This is a genomic window from Vibrio sp. J2-3(2022) (assembly GCF_021725735.1).
GTDB lineage: Bacteria > Pseudomonadota > Gammaproteobacteria > Enterobacterales > Vibrionaceae > Vibrio > Vibrio diabolicus.
The window spans coordinates 745,977-765,100 of sequence record NZ_JAKKCK010000001.1 but is presented as its reverse complement, the minus strand read 5'-3'; the positions used below and the strand labels follow the sequence as shown (position 1 = coordinate 765,100).

Annotated in this window: 17 protein-coding genes; 8 read left to right on the top strand and 9 right to left on the bottom strand. The window is 42.7% G+C overall.

Annotation, left to right across the window (positions count from 1 at the left end):
- Positions 1-243: 243 nt before the first annotated feature.
- Positions 244-1,878, top strand: coding sequence for an ATP-dependent endonuclease (locus L3V27_RS03290; RefSeq protein WP_012842315.1), 1,635 nt, complete (start codon positions 244-246; stop codon positions 1,876-1,878).
- Between the two features lie 151 nt (positions 1,879-2,029).
- Here L3V27_RS03290 and L3V27_RS03285 read toward each other — a convergent pair whose 3' ends face one another.
- Both L3V27_RS03285 and L3V27_RS03280 read right to left on the bottom strand, forming a co-directional pair.
- Entirely contained in the window at positions 2,030-2,512 is a 483-nt protein-coding gene (locus tag L3V27_RS03285) for a DUF1097 domain-containing protein (RefSeq protein ID WP_005395520.1), read from the bottom strand.
- Positions 2,513-2,946: 434 nt separating this feature from the next.
- Positions 2,947-3,852: a LysR substrate-binding domain-containing protein gene (locus tag L3V27_RS03280; RefSeq protein WP_005395522.1), complete on the bottom strand. Its 906-nt coding sequence runs from the start codon at positions 3,850-3,852 to the stop codon at positions 2,947-2,949.
- A 304-nt stretch (positions 3,853-4,156) separates the two neighbouring features.
- Between L3V27_RS03280 and focA the strand changes: the two genes are divergently transcribed.
- The gene (gene focA, locus L3V27_RS03275; protein ID WP_237311022.1) at positions 4,157-5,608 is read left to right on the top strand and encodes a formate transporter FocA; all 1,452 of its coding nucleotides are present in this window, start codon (positions 4,157-4,159) and stop codon (positions 5,606-5,608) included.
- Between the two features lie 138 nt (positions 5,609-5,746).
- Here the strand turns inward: focA and L3V27_RS03270 are convergent, their stop codons facing one another.
- The 3 genes from L3V27_RS03270 to L3V27_RS03260 all read right to left on the bottom strand — a co-directional run bounded on the left by L3V27_RS03270 (position 5,747) and on the right by L3V27_RS03260 (position 7,269).
- Positions 5,747-6,316, bottom strand: a complete 570-nt coding sequence (locus tag L3V27_RS03270) for a YceI family protein (protein ID WP_005395526.1) — start codon at positions 6,314-6,316, stop codon at positions 5,747-5,749.
- The gene (locus L3V27_RS03265; protein ID WP_048625024.1) at positions 6,313-6,852 is read right to left on the bottom strand and encodes a cytochrome b; all 540 of its coding nucleotides are present in this window, start codon (positions 6,850-6,852) and stop codon (positions 6,313-6,315) included. Before L3V27_RS03265 ends, L3V27_RS03270 begins: the two co-directional genes overlap by 4 nt.
- Positions 6,853-7,026: 174 nt before the next feature.
- Positions 7,027-7,269: a DUF2164 domain-containing protein gene (locus tag L3V27_RS03260; RefSeq protein ID WP_005395529.1), complete on the bottom strand. Its 243-nt coding sequence runs from the start codon at positions 7,267-7,269 to the stop codon at positions 7,027-7,029.
- 186 nt (positions 7,270-7,455) lie between these two features.
- On the opposite strand from L3V27_RS03260, the gene L3V27_RS03255 reads away from it, so the two are divergent.
- Positions 7,456-8,088, top strand: coding sequence for a hypothetical protein (locus L3V27_RS03255; protein WP_005395531.1), 633 nt, complete (start codon positions 7,456-7,458; stop codon positions 8,086-8,088).
- A 186-nt stretch (positions 8,089-8,274) separates the two neighbouring features.
- Entirely contained in the window at positions 8,275-9,063 is a 789-nt protein-coding gene (locus L3V27_RS03250; protein ID WP_237311021.1) for an EAL domain-containing protein, read from the top strand.
- 27 nt (positions 9,064-9,090) lie between these two features.
- Here the strand turns inward: L3V27_RS03250 and L3V27_RS03245 are convergent, their stop codons facing one another.
- Complete coding sequence (locus tag L3V27_RS03245; protein WP_085343685.1) at positions 9,091-10,350, bottom strand: DEAD/DEAH box helicase; 1,260 nt, start codon at positions 10,348-10,350, stop codon at positions 9,091-9,093.
- Between the two features lie 67 nt (positions 10,351-10,417).
- Positions 10,418-11,020, bottom strand: coding sequence for an ACP phosphodiesterase (locus L3V27_RS03240; RefSeq protein WP_124007870.1), 603 nt, complete (start codon positions 11,018-11,020; stop codon positions 10,418-10,420).
- Between the two features lie 568 nt (positions 11,021-11,588).
- Between L3V27_RS03240 and L3V27_RS03235 the strand changes: the two genes are divergently transcribed.
- A complete protein-coding gene (locus L3V27_RS03235) occupies positions 11,589-13,019 on the top strand; it encodes a methyl-accepting chemotaxis protein (protein WP_237311020.1) in 1,431 nt (476 codons plus the stop codon).
- Positions 13,020-13,447: 428 nt separating this feature from the next.
- On the opposite strand, the gene L3V27_RS03230 is transcribed toward L3V27_RS03235, so the two are convergent.
- Positions 13,448-14,116, bottom strand: coding sequence for an HAD-IA family hydrolase (locus L3V27_RS03230; protein WP_005397612.1), 669 nt, complete (start codon positions 14,114-14,116; stop codon positions 13,448-13,450).
- Positions 14,117-14,310: 194 nt separating this feature from the next.
- Positions 14,311-14,820, bottom strand: coding sequence for a hypothetical protein (locus L3V27_RS03225; protein ID WP_006742250.1), 510 nt, complete (start codon positions 14,818-14,820; stop codon positions 14,311-14,313).
- A 262-nt stretch (positions 14,821-15,082) separates the two neighbouring features.
- On the opposite strand from L3V27_RS03225, the gene L3V27_RS03220 reads away from it, so the two are divergent.
- The 3 genes from L3V27_RS03220 to L3V27_RS03210 all read left to right on the top strand — a co-directional run bounded on the left by L3V27_RS03220 (position 15,083) and on the right by L3V27_RS03210 (position 19,075).
- Positions 15,083-15,553 carry a CreA family protein gene (locus L3V27_RS03220; RefSeq protein ID WP_005397614.1) on the top strand — a complete coding sequence of 157 codons (471 nt, stop codon included), beginning with the start codon at positions 15,083-15,085 and terminating at the stop codon, positions 15,551-15,553.
- Positions 15,554-15,785: 232 nt separating this feature from the next.
- Entirely contained in the window at positions 15,786-17,090 is a 1,305-nt protein-coding gene (locus L3V27_RS03215; protein WP_048625017.1) for an inosine/guanosine kinase, read from the top strand.
- Positions 17,091-17,326: 236 nt separating this feature from the next.
- Positions 17,327-19,075, top strand: coding sequence for a formate--tetrahydrofolate ligase (locus L3V27_RS03210; protein WP_237311018.1), 1,749 nt, complete (start codon positions 17,327-17,329; stop codon positions 19,073-19,075).
- Positions 19,076-19,124 lie beyond the last annotated feature (49 nt).

Sequence of the window (19,124 nt, the reverse complement as noted above, 5' to 3'; positions counted from 1 at the left end):
AAGAAGTGAATCATGACAGAATCATGAATTTTATGAAACTGTGATTTTTTGATTTCATGTTTAAGTGATCACGATGCTATCTACACTACTTTTGAAAGCAAGCGTCGCTTGTTGCGGTCTCTATTCAGTAAGGGGCTCTCGTAATTTTGTGAACTGAGCTTAACTCCAATATTTCGAATTAATATATGCTTAGGAGTAGCAAAATAACTCTCTATAATTCAAATAATTGCAAGGAGGATTGAGATGAGACTAGAACGCATCGAAATCTCCGGGTTTAGAGGCATCAAACGCCTTTCACTCTCTTTTGACGAACTCACTACGCTCATCGGTGAGAACACGTGGGGCAAATCATCATTGCTCGATGCCCTTTCTATCGCGCTACCTGCTAATGGCTCATTGTATCAATTCGAATTAAAAGATTTTCACGTTGATTATTCAATTTCTCATCCACAAACCCAACACTTGCAGATCATTGTTTGCTTTAAAGCACAAGACAAGAACGAAGTAAAAGCTGGGCGTTATCGACGGATAAAACCTGCATGGTGCACAAACGAGGATGGTGAGCAGGTCATTTACTATCGAATTAGTGCGTCTCGCGACGAGTATGATATTAAAACTGAATACGCATTTTTGGATCACAACGGTAAGCCGAAGAAACTGCACCACTCTGAGAAACTCGCCGTAGAGTTGATGACTCTTCACCCTGTTATCCGCCTACGAGACTCCCGACGCTTTCCAGATCTAAACCACGTCAACGGCGACAGCAAAAATGCTAGGATTGAAAAACGAATCAATAACACCTGTCGACGGCTATTGGCGATGCCTGGGCACGTAAACAAGGGTGAGATTCGCAGTAGTCTCGATTCAATGCAAACACTTGTCGAACACTATTTTGCGTTCCGCAGTGTCAGCAAAGGTAACCCACGAAAACCTCGTGATGGTCTTTTTTATACAAGCCCTTCCTCTGATAAAGGATTAAGTCAATTCCTTAAGGAAACAAATGATAAACAAAGCCGTTTGCTTTTAATGGGGCTTCTCAATGCTTACCTTCAAGCAAAAGGCCCTACCGATTTAAGACGCTGTGCAAGACCGATACTGATCATCGAAGATCCAGAAGGCCGACTACATCCGACTCATCTCGCTAGAGCGTGGTCATTATTGCAGTTGTTGCCAATGCAAAAGATTTTAACTACCAACAGCGGTACGTTACTTGGCTCGGTTCCACTTTATTCAATCCGACGTTTGATTCGCTTGTCAGACCGAACCATTGCCAAAAGTTTAAACTCTGCCAAGTTTGGCAGAGATGAGTTACGCCGAATTGGTTTCCACATTCGTTTTCATCGCTCAGGGGCGTTGTTTGCGAGGTGTTGGTTGCTCGTAGAAGGCGAAACTGAAGTTTGGTTATTTCATGAATTGGCTCGTCAATGCGGATATGATTTAGCTGCGGAAGGAGTTCAAATCGTTGAATTTGCGCAGTCAGGGCTGAAATCACTGATCAAAGTAGCAAAAGAGTTCGGTATCGACTGGCATGTTGTTACCGATGGTGACCCGGCAGGTAAAAAGTACGCACATGCCGTGAGAGCGCAACTCGATCATGATCAGGAAAGGCATAGACTTACAGAGTTACCTGATCGAGACATCGAACATTTTCTATACAATCATGGGTTTGAACTTTTCTTTAAGGACATCATCAAAGTTCCTCATGATCACCCTATCCCAGCTAAAAAAGTCGTAAACCGTGTTTTGAAAAAGCATGCAAAACCGGACTTAGCTTTGGCCATTGTCTCCCACTGTGAAGAGAGAGGTATGGAGTGCATTCCTGTACTTCTGCGTTGGACACTTAAGCGCGTTGTCACCATGGCAAACGGCAATACATGAGTTAGAGTATTTCACACTCACACCTTGCCTTGTAATACAAAAAAAGCACACCAAATTGGTGTGCTTGTATCAAACATCATTAATTTTGATTAAAGGTATTGAGAGGGATAAAACTCAATACACAGTGGATACAAATAAGATCGGGGGTTCACTACTGTGCTTGCTCAGCAAGCGTAGAAGAAGTAGTGCTTGATTTCGTATGCAACCAAAGTCCAGTCGCTTTCATTAGATAACCAAACACACCACCTAGCAGCAAAGATGGAATGACAAGTTGCCAGTTTCCATCAGCGGCAAATGTTGCACAGGAACCAATAAAAGTGCCTGGAATGTACGCGAGCCAAGCCTGTTTCGCTTGAATACACATGAAAAATGCCACAATAGCGGTAATCACATAACCGATAATTTCCAAACCAACGTAAGTTGAACCGTGGATAATTACCATTGCCCAGAATACACCCGTCATATTAGTGATTAAGCTGATACCAAGTCCTTTCAATCCGCTAGTTGGCGCAGCAAAGTAGCTCGTGCAACCTAAAAAACCAGCCCAAGAAAGCAAACCTAAAGAAATGGCGATCCAACCCCATACGCCAGATAAAATTCCAGTAGTGATAGAGATAGCTAAAAGTGTCGTCATGGTAGTCGTACCTGCTTGGCTATTATCGTACCCATATGGCTCAATAACTGCCTTCATACATTGAAATCAAGGACACATGTTAGATACATCAGTCTTGTTTATCGGTGATAATGATCACAATAAGGTTATAACAATTTCATGACTTGCACTAAAAGTTTGACGCAACCGATAAATCAACAGATTTAGGGAATGAGTATTTCTAGTGTTAGGTAAAAAGGATGTGTGTTGGATAGTTCCAATAGGTCACTCCAGCAAGCTTTAACGAGACTAGGAAGCTAATATCGGCGTGCAGAATCATGGATCACCAAGTGAGTGCATAAAAGCTCCTGAATCACGCTTATTCTTCGAAGTTCAGTATACTGTACATAGAAATATGCCACTCACAATTAAGCGAGTGGCATTGCTGTACTTCTAGAGTTTATTTGAGTGGTAACTTACAATACCGAAGGCTTACCTTTCATCATTCGCAGACCTTCTCGTTTAATGCAGTCGACTAGTGGGTTTTCTGCCATATCAGCTCGCCATATAAATGAAAGTGTCCTTTCCATTTTTAGCTCGGGCACATTTAACGCAACAAGATGACCCGCTTCTATATATCGCTCTACATCTAAATACGGTAAACAAGTAAGGTACTGGCCGTTAGCAACTAAGCTGCGTAACACCGGAACGTGCTCGTACTCTCGCCACACATCCAAATCTTCAATTAGATGATGAATAGAGCTATCAAATGTTTTTCGTGTGCCAGAGCCATGCTCTCTCAACACCCACTTCGCTTGTTCTAACTGCGCGAGGCTTACAGATTGATTGCGAGCAAAAGGATGATGAGAAGCAGCGACAACAGTAAGATGGTCTCGGCACCAGACTTCTTGGTGCAAACGGTTATCGTCACAACGCCCCTCGATGATCCCTAAGTCATATTTATAATCTAATACGCCATCAATAACCCCTTTTGTACTCTGCACACCAAGGGAAATACGCATTTCTGGAAAGTCATTATCAATGATACTGATAAGGTCTGGAACCAGATGCTCTGCCGGAGTTTGACTCGCGCCCATGCGAATCTCACCGCTTAACAAATGTTGCTCATAAAAGCCCATTTCTATCTGCAGTGCGTCTTGTAATAAGCGTTTTGCTTTTGGTCGTAACCACATACCCCAATGGGTTAACGCCATTTGCTTGCCTTGCCTCTCAAATAAAGGCCTGCCAAGCATTTTTTCTAATTGCGCAAGCGACATACTTGTCGCTGATTGTGTCAAAGCCAGTTTCTCTGCGGCCTGGCTTACACTGCCGGTATCTGCAACTGCGTCAAAAACCGCTAATTGCTTAAGTGAGTAGCGCAAAGTGTCCTCCATTATTGGTGAGTATTTTTCATACCCTCACAATCGTTAAAAACATGCCCCAATAAGCAATAGAGTTCATTTTACCTAGCCGCATAAAGTTATCAATTAATTTGATGAGGTTTCTAAATATTATCAATTTTACCTACCAAACCCTTCTCCTTATTCTGACTGTGCGGTTCGGGAACACCGCAAGCCTCAATGACTTTGAGACTGAAGTCATTGAGGCTTCTAAATAAAAACAACAATTTCATTTTTGAGTTAATAACCAAGGAATTTTTATGCGATTACAAATTAAGGAGTCAATATGGCGGTGACCAGCTCTCAAAATCACCAGTACTTTTCTCCAAAAGAAATGATGGCTGAAGCGGAAAAATTTGCGTTAAGTAAAGCAAACAAAACCAGCAGTATGACACTGAGTCTTGCCATCATGGCGGGCGCGTTCATTGGATTGGCGTTCTTGTTTTACATCACGGTGACTACTGGCAGCGCTGGCGCTGGTTGGGGCTTAAGCCGTCTTGCTGGCGGATTAGCATTTAGTATGGGCTTGATCCTCATCGTGATCTGCGGCGGTGAACTATTTACCAGCTCAGTTCTTTCCAGTATCTCATGGGCCAATAAGCAAATCTCGTTCGGAAAAATGCTTTCTATTTGGGGCAAGGTTTACGTTGGCAACTTCATTGGTGCGATGTTCCTACTTGCGCTAGTTACTGCAGCTGGTCTTTATCAAATGGATAGCGGTCAATGGGGGTTAAATGCGCTTAACATCGCGCAGCACAAGCTTCATCACACTCTCATTCAGGCGTTTGCGCTCGGCATCCTTTGTAACCTATTGGTCTGCCTCGCGATTTGGTTAACGTTTAGCTCTGCAAATGCAATGACAAAAGCAGCAATGACAATCATGCCTGTGGCCATGTTTGTCAGCAGTGGCTTTGAACACTGTGTCGCGAACATGTTTATGGTTCCACTTGGCATTGTTATCGCGAATTTTGCACCTGAGTCTTTTTGGTCCTCCGTCGGTGTGCCCGCTTCACAGTACGCAGACTTAAATATTGGCCACTTTATTACCGCTAACTTAATTCCTGTCACGCTTGGCAACATCGTCGGCGGAGCGGTTTTAGTTGGTCTTGCAAACTGGTGTATTTTTCGCCGACCAGAACTAAAAGCAGCGAATATCTCTTCTATCACAACGACTACAACACTCTCGTCAGTTAAGGATTTCACCATGAAAAACGCATCTTTTGTTAAAGACATTATGAACCCAAAACCAGTTACCATCAGTGCAGAAACCCCGATAGCAATCGCACTGGATGTGCTACTTGATAACAACGTAACTAGCGCACCTGTTGTAGACGTACAAAATCGATTGGTTGGCTTCTTCTCTGCTCACGATGTGATGGTAGAACTATGGTGTGAGGACTACATTCCGGTGAAAGACCAAAAAGTCGTCGACATCATGAGCCGCGATGTGGTCGCAATTGATGCTGGTGACCGTCTCGTTGATGTTGTAGAGTTCCTATGTATCGATAAAGAGCAGTTGTACCCAACGAGCAGCATGGGCATCGCCACTCGCATGACGTCTTTATCTTTAGAAGAACGCGCAAAAAGCATCAAAGTGAGCAAGCCACAAGTACTTCCTGTACTTGAAAATGGCCAGATGGTCGGTGTTGTTACTCGTACTGAAGTATTAAAAGCACTACGCCCGATTTTTGGTGAGCGTTTAAACCTAGTAGAAAAAAACGAGTTAGAAACAGCGTAATTCATTAAACGCTTGCAACGTCTGTTGGCTTTCAATCGCTGTCACTGACTGGCTTGCCAATGTTGTCGATTGTGATTGAGGTAATAAAAAAGCGCTCTTCCGTTGAAGAGCGCTTTTACTGTATCTAAAAGAAGTTCGTTACTTCTTAACGCCTTCGATATGAAGTTCCATATCAACATAGCTTGAAGCACCCATTACTGGGATATCAAAGTCAGCAAGCTCGAGGCGAGTGTTACCAACGAAGCCAGCGCGCTCACCACCCCATGGGTCACTACCTGCGCCAACAAATTCAGCTTCGATAGTAATAGGCTTAGTAACACCGTGTAGCGTTAGATCACCAGTTACATCTAGCTTGCCATTGCCTTTATCAACCACTTTTGTGCTTTTAAAGGTCGCTTCGCTGTATTTACCAGCATCAATGAAGTCACCACTACGAATGTGCTTGTCACGTTCAGCGTGGTTGGAGTCTAAGCTAGTTGTATCAACAACAACATTCACTTTTGAATCAGCAATGTTGTTCTCATCAAAAGAAAAGTCACCAGAAAATGTATTGAAACGACCTTTGATGAAGCTGTAACCCAAGTGACTAACTTTAAAGTTAATTGAAGCGTGAGCACCTTTGGTATCGATGACATAATCTGCAGCTTGCGCACCAAATGGTAGTGCCATAGCGATAGCTAATCCTGTAGCGAAGAGTGACTTTTTCATTTTGAAGCTCCTAACATTTTTCTTAATGTGTTGTCTTTATCGATAAAGTGGTGTTTTAGCGCAGCAATAGCGTGCAAACCTGCTATCAGGATGACGGCCCAAGCTGCGTAGAAGTGAATTTCACCCGCTATGTCTGATTGTCCTGGGAATAACTCTCCCGCTCCTGGCACGGTAAACCAATTAAACACTTCGATACCGCGTCCATCAGACGTTGAAATGAGGTAACCTGAAACAAAGATGGTGACCAATAGTAGGTACATAACACCATGCGCCGCTTTAGCAGCAAGCACTTCGTAAGGTTTGCCTTCTACCTTTGGTGACGACGTAACATGTTTCCATACAATGCGTGCCAAAGTTAAAATAGCGAGTAAAATACCGACAGAGCGATGGTAATGTGGCGCAGTTCGATACCATTCGCTGTAATAGCTAAGGTCGACCATCCACAAACCCACTGCAAATAGACCAATAATGCACAGCGCAGATAACCAGTGCATCACGCGTGCAGTAAGGTTGTAATTCTTTACCAGTGTATCCATCTCAAGTTCCTAGATATATTCCTAAGTTAATGTTGAGCAAGAAACACTACATTAACCTATTTACGTCATATGAAACAGATTATTTACCATCATTTACATCCAGCCAATGGCACCGTATCTATCAAGTTGTTCGAATTTTTTGAAGGAACTTTAAATCGTTTATAAAACTGAAACTTACAGCTTAACTTCTTGTTCTATCTCATACAGCTCTTCGGACACTTCTAACATTCTACGTTCAACCAGTGATTTTGCATCTTCCACCCCCTTGTTGTAATAAATTGGCCCTAGTTTTTCTGTAATGAAATCAATAAGAAATTCACTATCGAACTGGCCAATCTCAACATCTAGTTCGTCCTGCATATAATCTTGAATGGCGGTTGCCAGCGTTTCTTTTTGCGCACGTTCTAACTTTATCATCTTTGCCCTTTTTCAGAATTTTGTTCTATGTGTGCTTCTATCGTCTTGCTCTCTTAAAGAGTAGGCGCGATCATTTGTGAGAAATTTGGTGTTTAGATCAAGAAGTTGCCGAAGTAAATTAGTCTATTCTCAAAAGACTATGCTAACCTTTTGCAGTTCGTTTTGTTAATTATTAAGGGATATTCTTTGCTGCTCGACCTAGTGATTCAAAGTGTTAATGATTTTCAAGACGACTGTCTTAAGCTGTGTGAAAAGCATTACCCTGCGGTACATAACCAAGGCATGAGTGAGCATCATCTTGGTCTCGCGTTTTCAAGACGAATGGAACACACTTTCCGTCACTTCGGATACAACAGCGTGGTAAAACCAATTGAAGTTTTAAATACGCCGGATCTGCCTCATCACTATCGTATTTCATCCGAAATAGGTACGGTTTGGGTCCTGAGCCACCATATGGTCAGTGCGGGAAAATCTTGTCGAGAGAACTTACTCTCATCAATTACGGAATGGCAAAGCGAATATGGTTATGCGCTGCAACCGAATGATCTACTCTTTTTAGTTTGTGATCATTGGATCAGTCGCAGCAAAACGAGCCGAGAGTTGCTTCATTGGTGGATGGGTGAACTGCCCGATCAGATCAACGAATACACGGAGCAAGGCATCACGCTGTACACCAGCGAATCGCAGCTCACGCAATCGTTAGACACTCGATTTGGCATCAGTCCTTGTTACATTAAGTTTGGTCATCCTTTACGTCGCTCGAACAAACAACAGTTGGTCAGAAAATACTTACAACTGTATGCAGTACTACAATGGTAACATCAAATTGCAATAGGAAGATTGTCAGTCATTTCATCAATTTGTTTGATATCACTCGACAAATCTAATCATCTCTTACCATCATTCTTGCTTGAGTTCATGAGCCCACTTAGATTCAGTGCCAATGAAATAAAAAGTTAGCGCGATAGCGCTGATGTAGAAGCATTGATTTAGGTTGTTGTAACAATGATGAGCACCTCGCAACTCCTTAGTTGCATCCGCAAACAAGCCGACGGGCAATATATTGCGAAATACGCAAAGCTCACTCTTCGAAGTGTCTTTCAACCTATATATAAAAAAGATATTTCTATCGTTGGACTTGAGGCACTAGTAAGAATTACCAATGCTAATGGCGCCATGATCAGGCCAGATCAGTTTTTCCAATCAAAAACCATTGCCGCTCAAGACCTACTCAATGTCGAACGCTTAAGTCGCCTAATTCATATCAAAAACTTTGCCCAATCTCACTTTCACAATAAACAACTGTTTCTTAATGTATTACCAGAAGCAGCAAAAATACTAGCCAGAGACATCACGTACAATAGGCTGCTAAAACAAACCATTTATCAATCTCATTTAGTAAATGAACAAATCGTCATGGAGTTGCTTGAGTTGAACGTAGAAGACGAGTCCTCGTTGTCGCAAGCAGCTCGTGAATTAAGCCAAGGCGGGTTTAAATTGGCGATCGACGATTATGGCGTCAATGCCTCAACAATTGAACGAGTGAAAGGCGTTCGTCCAGACATAATAAAGATGGATCGCTCGTTAATGCTGAGATACGTAAATGGTGACTGGAAAGCTCTAGTCGATGCATTATCACTAGCAAGAACGTTGCGCTCTAAAACCGTTATCGAAGGAATTGAAACCGAGCATCAACTTAACTTAATGAAAAAACTCGGTTTCGATATGTATCAAGGATACCTACTCGCTATCCCGCAAACGTTAGACGTTTATGAAGAGGCAAAAACAGCCTGACTATGTAAGAACAAAAGTTTGTACGGTTTAGCGAGAGTTACGTGATTTACCACGGTTCTTATGAATCGCTAATTTTGCTTTTAGCTTACGCTTCTCTGATGAACGGCTTCGACGGCGCCCACTACCATTTTTCTCAGGCTCGACTTCTTCTATAAGACTTGGCTCGAAGCCTGCCAACCATTCTTGCGGTAGGCGTTGATCAAGCAAATTCTCGATAGCATGCAATAAATATTCTTCATCTCGACTCATTAGAGACACAGCTAACCCCGACTTTCCTGCACGGCCAGTACGGCCTATACGGTGGACATAATCTTCGGCTTTAAATGGCATATCAAAGTTCACCACTTGCTCTAACTCTTGAATATCCAGTCCTCGTGCTGCTACATCTGTCGCAATCAACGCACGCACCTTACCTTGCTTGAACTCATCCAACGCTCTTTGACGCGCACCCTGTGACTTATCCCCGTTAATTGAAACCGCTTTTATGCCATCTAACTTAAGCTCTTTTGCTAGCTCATCGCTACCTTGCTTAGTTTTTGTAAATACAAGCACTTGCTGCCAATTGCGCGAGCCAATCAAGTACGCCAATAATTCACGTTTACGCTTTTTGTCTACCGGATAAACCATCTGTTTTACTGTTTCAGCCGTCGTGTTTGCTGGTGACACTTCAACTTCAACCGGCGATTCCATGAGTTTGTACGCAATAGTCTTGATTCGCTTTTCAAATGTCGCAGAGAACAACAGGATCTGTTTTTCGGCGGGTAAACGTCGGAAGATGCGTTGCAAGTCAGGCCAGAATCCCATATCTAACATACGGTCGGCTTCGTCTAGAACGAGCATACTGGTTTTGGAGATGTTTACGTTGCCATTAAACAGATGATCCAAAAGGCGACCTGGTGTTGCAATCAAAATATCAGCGCCCTCTTCTAACTTCCTCTTTTGTACGCCAATGCTTGTACCACCATAAACACACACAATGCGAAGTTCGGTTTGTGCAGAGTACTGATTCAAATTATCAAATACCTGCTGCGCAAGCTCGCGTGTTGGAACCAAAACCAATGCTTGAGGCGTACCGTTGAGTTTCTTTTGCTGAACGGTTTGTATAATAGGCAAACCAAACGCAGCTGTTTTCCCCGTACCAGTTTGTGCAGCAGCAAGTAAGTTCTTTCCTTCAAGGACATGTGGAATAGACTTTTCTTGCACTGGTGTTGGCGTCACGATATTTAGATTGCTTAGCGTCTCGATTAGCTTTTGTTCAATGCCTAAGTCAGCAAAATTAACAGACATGTGTAACCTCATTATTTTTGGAGCGCAGAGTTTACCAGAGCCCCAATAGCCATACTACTTTTCTATCTCATTGGGCTGAATCAATAAGCTGTTGCTGAAAATCATACGACTGGCGTAAAACGTCTCGATAGAGTGTCGAGAACTTCTCTTCCAATTCTGTGTAATCACTCTCAATCACTTTAAATGTTGTAGTAAGGTCAGCCATTCTCGGGCTTCTTTGCGACATTCGATGTAATGCAAATTCGATACTATCCAGGTCTTGGTATGACTGAAGCCATCGACCGTGCCACATCCGGCTGTGGAGCACCAAAAAACGCGGCGGCAAATGTTCATTAACGTCACGGTTTACTCGCTCGTATGCCGAATCGACAAAGTGTTCGAGAGATACGGCATAAAAGTCGTTCCAGTGTTTTGCGAGACAATGGTCCCAGAACATATCGAGAGCGATAGGGGCAAAGCGCCGCGCAGTACCTTTGAAGTGAGGTTTGCATTCGTTAACAATAGGATGGTGATCGGTAATGCGGTCAACAAATCTATGTAATTTAATGCCGTTCGAGATATCACGTTCATACAGCTTGCTTGGATCTCCTTTTACGAAGTCTCCAAGCAAGTTTCCCAATAAATGGCTGTTACAGTGGTCTGCGATATGCAGGTGGGCTAGAAAGTTCATCCGACGCCAGTTTTGGCCTTTAAGGCTTGGTGTGACATGAACCTAGTATAACGTCAATTACGACGAGATGAGAGTGTTCCGCTATTCGGCTTCGTTGTCTGAGCCAACGTATTCCGACAAGATAATGCCAATTTCAAGCGCATCTAGCAGCTCTAGGCTCTCATCGTTTTGGTATTGGTCGCTCATTGTGACCTCCTTTATTTTAAGCTCTCTTGCTTGTACTTGCTGACGGCTTGGCCTTGCCATATCCACGTCAACAACTCCTTTTTATAGTCTTTATATGACACATTCATGACAGCGAGAAGTAAAGATTTAAAAACCTATGAGCAGAATCAAAAGTAAACGTTTGCAACCAGATTTCATATCTACTTAGCACTTCAGAGAAATAGCTCTTTTATCAATATTTATGTCAATTTAAAGATATAACATACCGTTATAGGCGTCCTTAGATCTCATTTCTTAAACTAAATTTAGTTTTCGTTACATATTTTGCTGATTAACTTCGCATATTTTGTTTCGATATAGCAATAGATTTGGTCAATATCTTTTATCTCTAATGGAGCTTTAAATGAGAGAAGTTGAGTTTAGAACGATAGACAGGCTGTTTATCAAGATGTCTATCAACGACAAAATATGGGTTATATTCCTGCTGTTTTTAGTAGCCCTCACTTCTGTGGCTGGAAGCCGCTACTTCAATGAAATACAACAATTTAAACAACAAGCGATTTCTGCTAGCGAAGCGAAACTTTCTGGTATTGTTGACGCTCAACCAGGTCATGTTCCACAAATTGACGGCGTATCGAAATCAAGTCGCGTAAGCGAGAGCTCTTTTGTTGATGGCTCTGTCACCGCTTATGCAAAGCTCTATTCTGGCGAAGTGATTAAGTTGACTCAAAACGTATCCGCGCAATACGAATCTGCAAAGTCGTCAGCCTTAACCTCTCTGTTACTCAGCTTTTTATGGGTTGTTCCTTTTGCCCTTTTCTCTTACTGGGTTGCGACCTTTATAGGAGGCGCCCTGTGGGTTTTATATACGACAACCGAAAAAATTGGTGAAGGTGATTTAACCTCTCGCCTTGGTTTTCATCCTGGCCGAGACGAGTTTGGCACCATTGGTTGCGCGTTAGATAAATCTATGGACACCTTAAGTGAACTGGTTAACAGTGTGAAAAATAATGCGGCTACATTGAGTGAGACATCTTCTGCATTCGAAAAAGATATGCAGTTGAGCGAAACGCAGATATCTCATCAATATCAAACACTCGATTCCGTCGCGACAGCAATGGAAGAAATGACAGCCTCTGCAAAAGAAGTATCCAGTATTTCCCAACAAGCGACGATGCAATCCGATCAAGATGCTCAAAAGATCGAGCTAAGCAGAAATCGCGTGCAAAATGTGATTGGAGAAATTGAGACGTTATCCAGCTATATTGAACAGGCTTCCACATCAGTAACCAATTTAAATGAAAACACGACGCAGATTAATGACGTTATCACAACGATCAATGCCATTTCAGAACAAACCAACCTATTGGCTCTGAATGCGGCAATTGAAGCGGCACGCGCCGGGGAGCAAGGTCGTGGATTTGCTGTGGTTGCTGATGAAGTGCGTACATTGGCAAGCCGAACTCAACAGGCAACAGTAGAAATTCAAGCCATGATTGAGAAACTACAAACCGAGAGCCAGAACATTGCTTCAATCACTGATCGAACCGTTCAACAAGCGCAAACCAGTAGCCAGCTTATTGATGAAATTGGTCATGATGTGACGTCCATTGCTGAATCCGCACGCTCATTGATGGACATGAGTATCCAAATTTCCACCTCAGCAGAAGAACAAAGCGCAGTCGCCAACGATATTGCATCTGAGCTTTCAGAAATTCGCAGCCAGTCGAGTACAATCAGAGAAGTTGCAGAGCAATCTACCGTAGGGGTAGCTAATCTCACTCAGGCGTCAGTGTCTCTTGGTGAGGTATTACAACGCTACCGCACAGCATAACTTTGCAGCATTTATGATCAACAAGGGCTCCTGAGGAGCCCTTTCTTTAAACCGTTTTCAGCCGTTATCGTCGATATTTTCTACTACACACAAGTGGATATTTGAAGTGAATCTCAAGTTCTCGCTGTACCTGATGAAATAATGTTCATAAACAAAGCGTTCCGCTATGCTTAATCCTGCCAATTCCAATTTGCTGCTGGAAAACAATATGAATAATTACAAAGATACGAAAGACATCGAAAACCTAAGTTGCCCTCTCTGCCAGGGGGATGAATATCTCATTTCATCGGATGGAGAGAAATTCACATGCGCTGCTTGCGGATTTCATACAAAAAGCTTCTCATCCATCCAATGCCTACATCAAACCCCTTACCTACAGTCCAAACTTAAACATATCCATAGCTTAAGTACGGTGTGCCATTAAGAGATTAAACAGAGCAGCTAAATAGCTGCTCTTTTAATTCATCTAAATGTTGAATGCGAATTACGCGTTCATCATCAACACGATTGATTGCCTCACCATTAAATAGCTGTACGGTTTTAATGCCAGCGTTTAATCCCGCTTCTACGCCTTTAGGTGTGTCATCAATATAAAGACAGTCGCTCGGTAAAAAGCCCATGCTCATTGCACTGTACATAATTAAGTCAGGTTCAGGCTTCCAACTATTCGCATCGAATGCAGAGAACACTTTCCCCTGGAAAGCATCGAGCAATCCTGTTAACTCCAATGCGTATTCTATTTTATCTTTCGGCCCATTGGACGCGACACAATATTCGATATTATGCGAATCTAAAAACTGAATTAATCGCTTTGCACCATCCATCGGCTGTAAGTGGCGAACAAAAAGAGACTGGACTTCTTCACGGTATTGCGGCTCTAAGACATCAATAGGGACTTTGATATCTTTCAGCTCTTTAGTATCTAAAAGGATGTCAGCGAGCTTTCCTCCTTTAAAATGAGAAACGCACTCTTCCATCGTTAATTCTGCGCCATGCAGGTTAAATACATTGACGAGAGCTTGGCAACACAATCGTTCACTATCGACCAACGTACCATCACAATCAAATATCACGCACTTAATATTGGTAATTGCCATAGCCATCTCCAGACATCTTAAAGGCTAATGCCCTAGCTGATTTTAAAAATGTTGGCTTAATCTTATTTAAGTTTGGGATTGTTGAAACGACGAGCTTGGCATTTCATGGAAATAGAGGGGAGCAATTACAGTTTTTCTAAGCAAGATCACCTATCGTCATCTTGCTTTGCTTTTTATGCATTTGAGTGCGCAAATTAGCTTTCAATAATCACCGAATCTAAAAGCTTGTGTTCGGTACTTAGTCTTTTAGCAAGATCCGCCACAAACGAACTCTTGTATTTTGATTCAGAAACCGCGACATCAGAGATAAGCGTGTTTCCTTCAAGGTGGCTAATAATAGCGGCACCAATTGGAGCTCCAGATTTAAAACCAACATATAATTCAAAATCTGGCGTTAGAATTATCTGAGTGAGATATTCCACAATCATATCTTTATCGTACTGTTGATCCCAACGCTGAGACTGCAGGACAGAAAACATGATAGTAAGTCGGTGAAAATCGACCAGAAAAATATCGTCAGAGCTAAATTCAGAATTACTCTCAAGTAGCGTGTCTTTGTCGACCACTTGATAGGTTGCTTGTTCTAGTGCTTTGAAATAGACATCACGCCCTTTCAGACTCTCTGGTGTTGGAAATTCAACTTCAACCAGATCATACAGCCATGTATTTTTACGCTCGATACTGGCTAACTGTTGTTCATTCATTTTGATACCTTAGTTGCAAAACGAAATGTGCAGAGTATTTCATTCTCACATAGAGTGAAGCTTAGACAGAGCGACAAGCCATATAAAGTCATATTGGGAGAAAGTATGGTCACTCTAACTCATCATTTCGTTTAGAGCAGTACATTAGCATGAAGCCCACAACAAACCTAGCGTACGTAGACCTTTCCTTGGCTAAATTTTGTTTTAGTTGCAAACCTCTGATAGATTTCATCAATATCTTTCCTAGTTAAGGACAAAAATAATGAAAAAGATGCTGTTAAGTGCATTGCTTGCTACTACGCTGGTTGGTTGTTCAGATAACGATGTTGCTGATGTAGGACTCGGTTGGTTTACTTTGAAAGACATCAAAGTAGGTGAATTAAAAGACGAGGTAGTCACGGGGGTAACGTGTCATATAGCTTCTATCGAAGCAGATTTTAGCTTAGCGGATCCAAGTGACAGCTCAATATCCTGTCGTCAGACTGGCGAAATTACGCCGGAAATGATTGCAAAAATAGATAAAAGTAAGTCTGGCGAAATTGTATTTAAGAAGTCAAAAAGTATTTTCTTCAAAACCATGAAGGTTCGCCGAATTTATGATGCAGACAACCAAACCTTACTCTACCTGTCTTACACAACAAAAGAGACAGACGGTAGCTTTAAGCACAGCCTATCGACGGTTCCACTTTGGGGCACCAAGGCTTACGTTGAGCCAACTGAAGTGAAAAAGTAACGCAGCTAATTTTGGGTAGCTCCAAGCTCGTTGTTAAAGAGAATAACCAATCAACAATCTGAAAAGCGACCAATTGCAGTACTATAAGCATCAGTAATTTAGGCTATCTTGGTCGCTATTTCTCCAGCTCGCTGATTTTTTCAGCGGGCAAACTTCTTTGTAATAAAACGCCACGATTTTCATTTTTTTGTGATACAATCCCGCCTCTTTTTTTTCTCACTCAAGAACAAGCATGAAGTTTCCTGGTCAGCGTAAATCTAAACACTACTTCCCAACTCACGCTCGAGATCCATTAGTAAACCAAATCCGACAAGCGCCTAAGCTATATCGCCCAACTATTGTTGGTGTCGGTCAAACCATCGTAGATATCGAAGCGCGTGTAGATGATGCGTTTTTAGAAAAATACAACCTAAGTAAAGGACATTCACTCGTTCTTGAAGAAAGCAAAGCAGATGCACTTTACGAAGAACTGGTTGAGCAAGGCCTGATCACACACCAATACCCAGGTGACACGATTGGCAACACGCTCCACAATTACTCAGTATTGGCGGATAGCAAATCCGTTTTGCTCGGTGTGATGTCTAAGAACATTCAAGTTGGTTCTTTTGCTTACCGTTACCTTTGCCGCACGTCTTCACGCATGAACCTCAACCACCTACAAACGGTAGATGGTCCTATTGGTCGTTGTTATACCCTGATTTCTCAAGATGGTGAACGCACATTTGCTATCAATGAAGGTCACATGAACCAACTACTTCCGGAAAGCATTCCTGAAGAGATCTTTGAGAAAGCATCAGCTCTGGTTGTTTCTTCTTACCTCATGCGCGGTAAAGAAGAGGATCCAATGCCAAAAGCGGTACAAAAAGCGATCGACTTTGCCAAGAAGCACGATGTCCCTGTTGTACTAACTTTAGGCACGAAATACGTTATCGAAGGTAACGCGCAGTGGTGGCAAGAGTACATTCGCGAGAACATATCTGTTGTTGCAATGAATGAAGAAGAAGGCGCCGCATTAACAGGCGAGACAGAACCGCTAGCGGCTGCTAATAAAGCACTTGAGTGGGTCGATCTTGTTCTATGTACTGCTGGGCCAAATGGCCTATACATGGCAGGTTACACTGACGAAAAAGTAAAACGAGAAACCACACACGACATTCTTGAAGGCTCAATTGAAGCCTTTAACCAATACGAATTTAGTCGTGCGATGCGTAAAGGAGATTGTGAGAAGCCAATGAAGGTATACTCTTACATTGGTCCTTACCTAGGTGGTCCACTAGAGATTAAGAACACCAACGGCGCAGGTGATGCGGCACTTTCTGCTTTACTGCATGATATGGCTGCAAACTCTTTCCATCAAAAAGAAGTGCCTAACTCAGAAAAGCACGAAGTACGCTGTTTGACTTACTCATCACTTTCTCAGATCTGTAAATATGCAAACCGAGTAAGCTATGAAGTGTTGACGCAACACTCTCCTCGCCTATCGCGAGCACTTCCTGAACGGGAAGATAGCTTAGAAGAAACTTACTGGGATCGTTAAGATCACAGCTTTAAAGCTAAAAATACATCAAGGTCACCATTTGGTGGCCTTTTTGTTTTGATCTGGCGCAGTAATTAGTAGATTTTGTTAGTATGTAGCACAGTATAGAGCAGTAAACTCTTTACATACCGAATCGAAACAGTACCATCACCGAGCAAACGTTTGCCCAACAATAATACTTGCTCCAACTCAGATTGTTTTTCAACACTACCTGCGAGTCACTTTAGGGATTATCCATGCAGTCAGATATTGAAATTTGCCGAAACACACCACTTTCTTCTATTGATGTTATTGCGGAAAAAGTAGGGTTATTACCCGAAGAATATGACACTCACGGGAAGCACAAAGCCAAAGTCCATCCAAAATGTTTGGAGCGGCTCAAAGAGAATAATAACGGTAAGCTTGTGCTTGTTACTGCGATCACTCCTACCCCACTTGGCGAAGGAAAAACCGTTACAACAGTCGGACTGGCGCAAGGTTTAGCTAAGCTTAGACAATCCGTTATCGCATGTATTAGACAACCTTCTATGGGGCCTGTATTCGGTATTAAAGGCGGTGCTGCTGGCGGTGGTTATTCCCAAGTTGCTCCAATGGAAGAACTGAACTTGCACCTTACTGGTGACATCCATGCGGTGACGGCGGCGCATAATCTAGCTTCAGCCGCGCTTGATGCTCGCTTGTATCATGAACAGCGCGAAGGCTATGATGCCTTTGAAGCACGTACTGGATTAAAGGCACTTAAAATCGATACGGCGAGCATTACTTGGAAACGAGTAATGGACCATAATGATCGTGCACTACGTAAAGTCAAAATTGGGTTAAATGAGCCAGGAAAAGTCATCAATGGATACGAACGCGACGAAGGGTTCGATATTTCTGCCGCGTCTGAGTTAATGGCTATCATTGCACTGGCTAAAGATTTAAAAGATTTACGTCAGCGTATTGGGAAAATTGTCGTAGCGTACGATTTGAACGGAAACCCGGTAACCACTGAGGATCTGCAAGTTGCAGGAGCAATGGCAGTGACATTAAAAGAGGCCATAGCACCGACACTGATGCAAACTCTGGAAGGTGTTCCTACGTTGATTCACGCAGGCCCGTTTGCAAACATCGCCCATGGAAATTCATCTATTATTGCCGACGATATCGCGCTAAAACTATCAAGTTACACTGTAACTGAGGCGGGGTTTGGTTCGGACATGGGATTTGAGAAAGCGTGTAACATTAAAGCTGCCGCCGCCAGCAAGGCGCCAGATTGTGTAGTGATAGTAGCGACATTACGCGGCCTCAAAGCAAATTCTGGACACTATGATTTACGACCAGGTATGGCCATTCCAGATTCCATTTTTAATCCAGACCAAGCAGCATTGGAAGCGGGATTTGAAAACTTAAAATGGCACATTAATAACGTTCATAAATATGGCATTCCAGCTGTTGTCGCTATTAACCAGTTCCCGCAAGATTGTGAGAAAGAGCTTAAAATACTTAAAGAGCTGGTTCAGCAATTTAATCCGGAAGTTAAAGTCGCTATCAGCACCGCTTTTGCGCAAGGCGGGCAAGGCACTACTCAGTTAGCTCAACATGTTATTGACGCTTGTACCCAGCCTACAGAGTTTCGTCCTTTATACAGTAAAGAACAATCGTTACACGAAAAACTTATGGCTGTGTGTGAAGCTGGCTATGGTGCCGCCAATATAGAAATGAGTTCTCTTGCTACTGAACAGCTCAACCATTTTGAAAATCTAGGTTTTAACAACTTAGCGGTTTGCATAGCGAAAACTCCACTATCGATAACAACAGATTCCGCTGTCAAAGGTGCGCCGACAGGTTTTACCGTCCCTATCCGCGAGTTACGTCTGTGTGCTGGCGCTGGGTTTGTGTATGCGTTATCAGGCACGGTGATGACAATGCCAGGTTTGCCTGATAAACCTGCATTTATGAATTTAGACCTTGATGATCAAGGAAATATCGTCGGTCTCTCTTAGTGTAACGTCAACGTATAGTTGACTATAAAGGAAGCACGTTTAAAGAGTG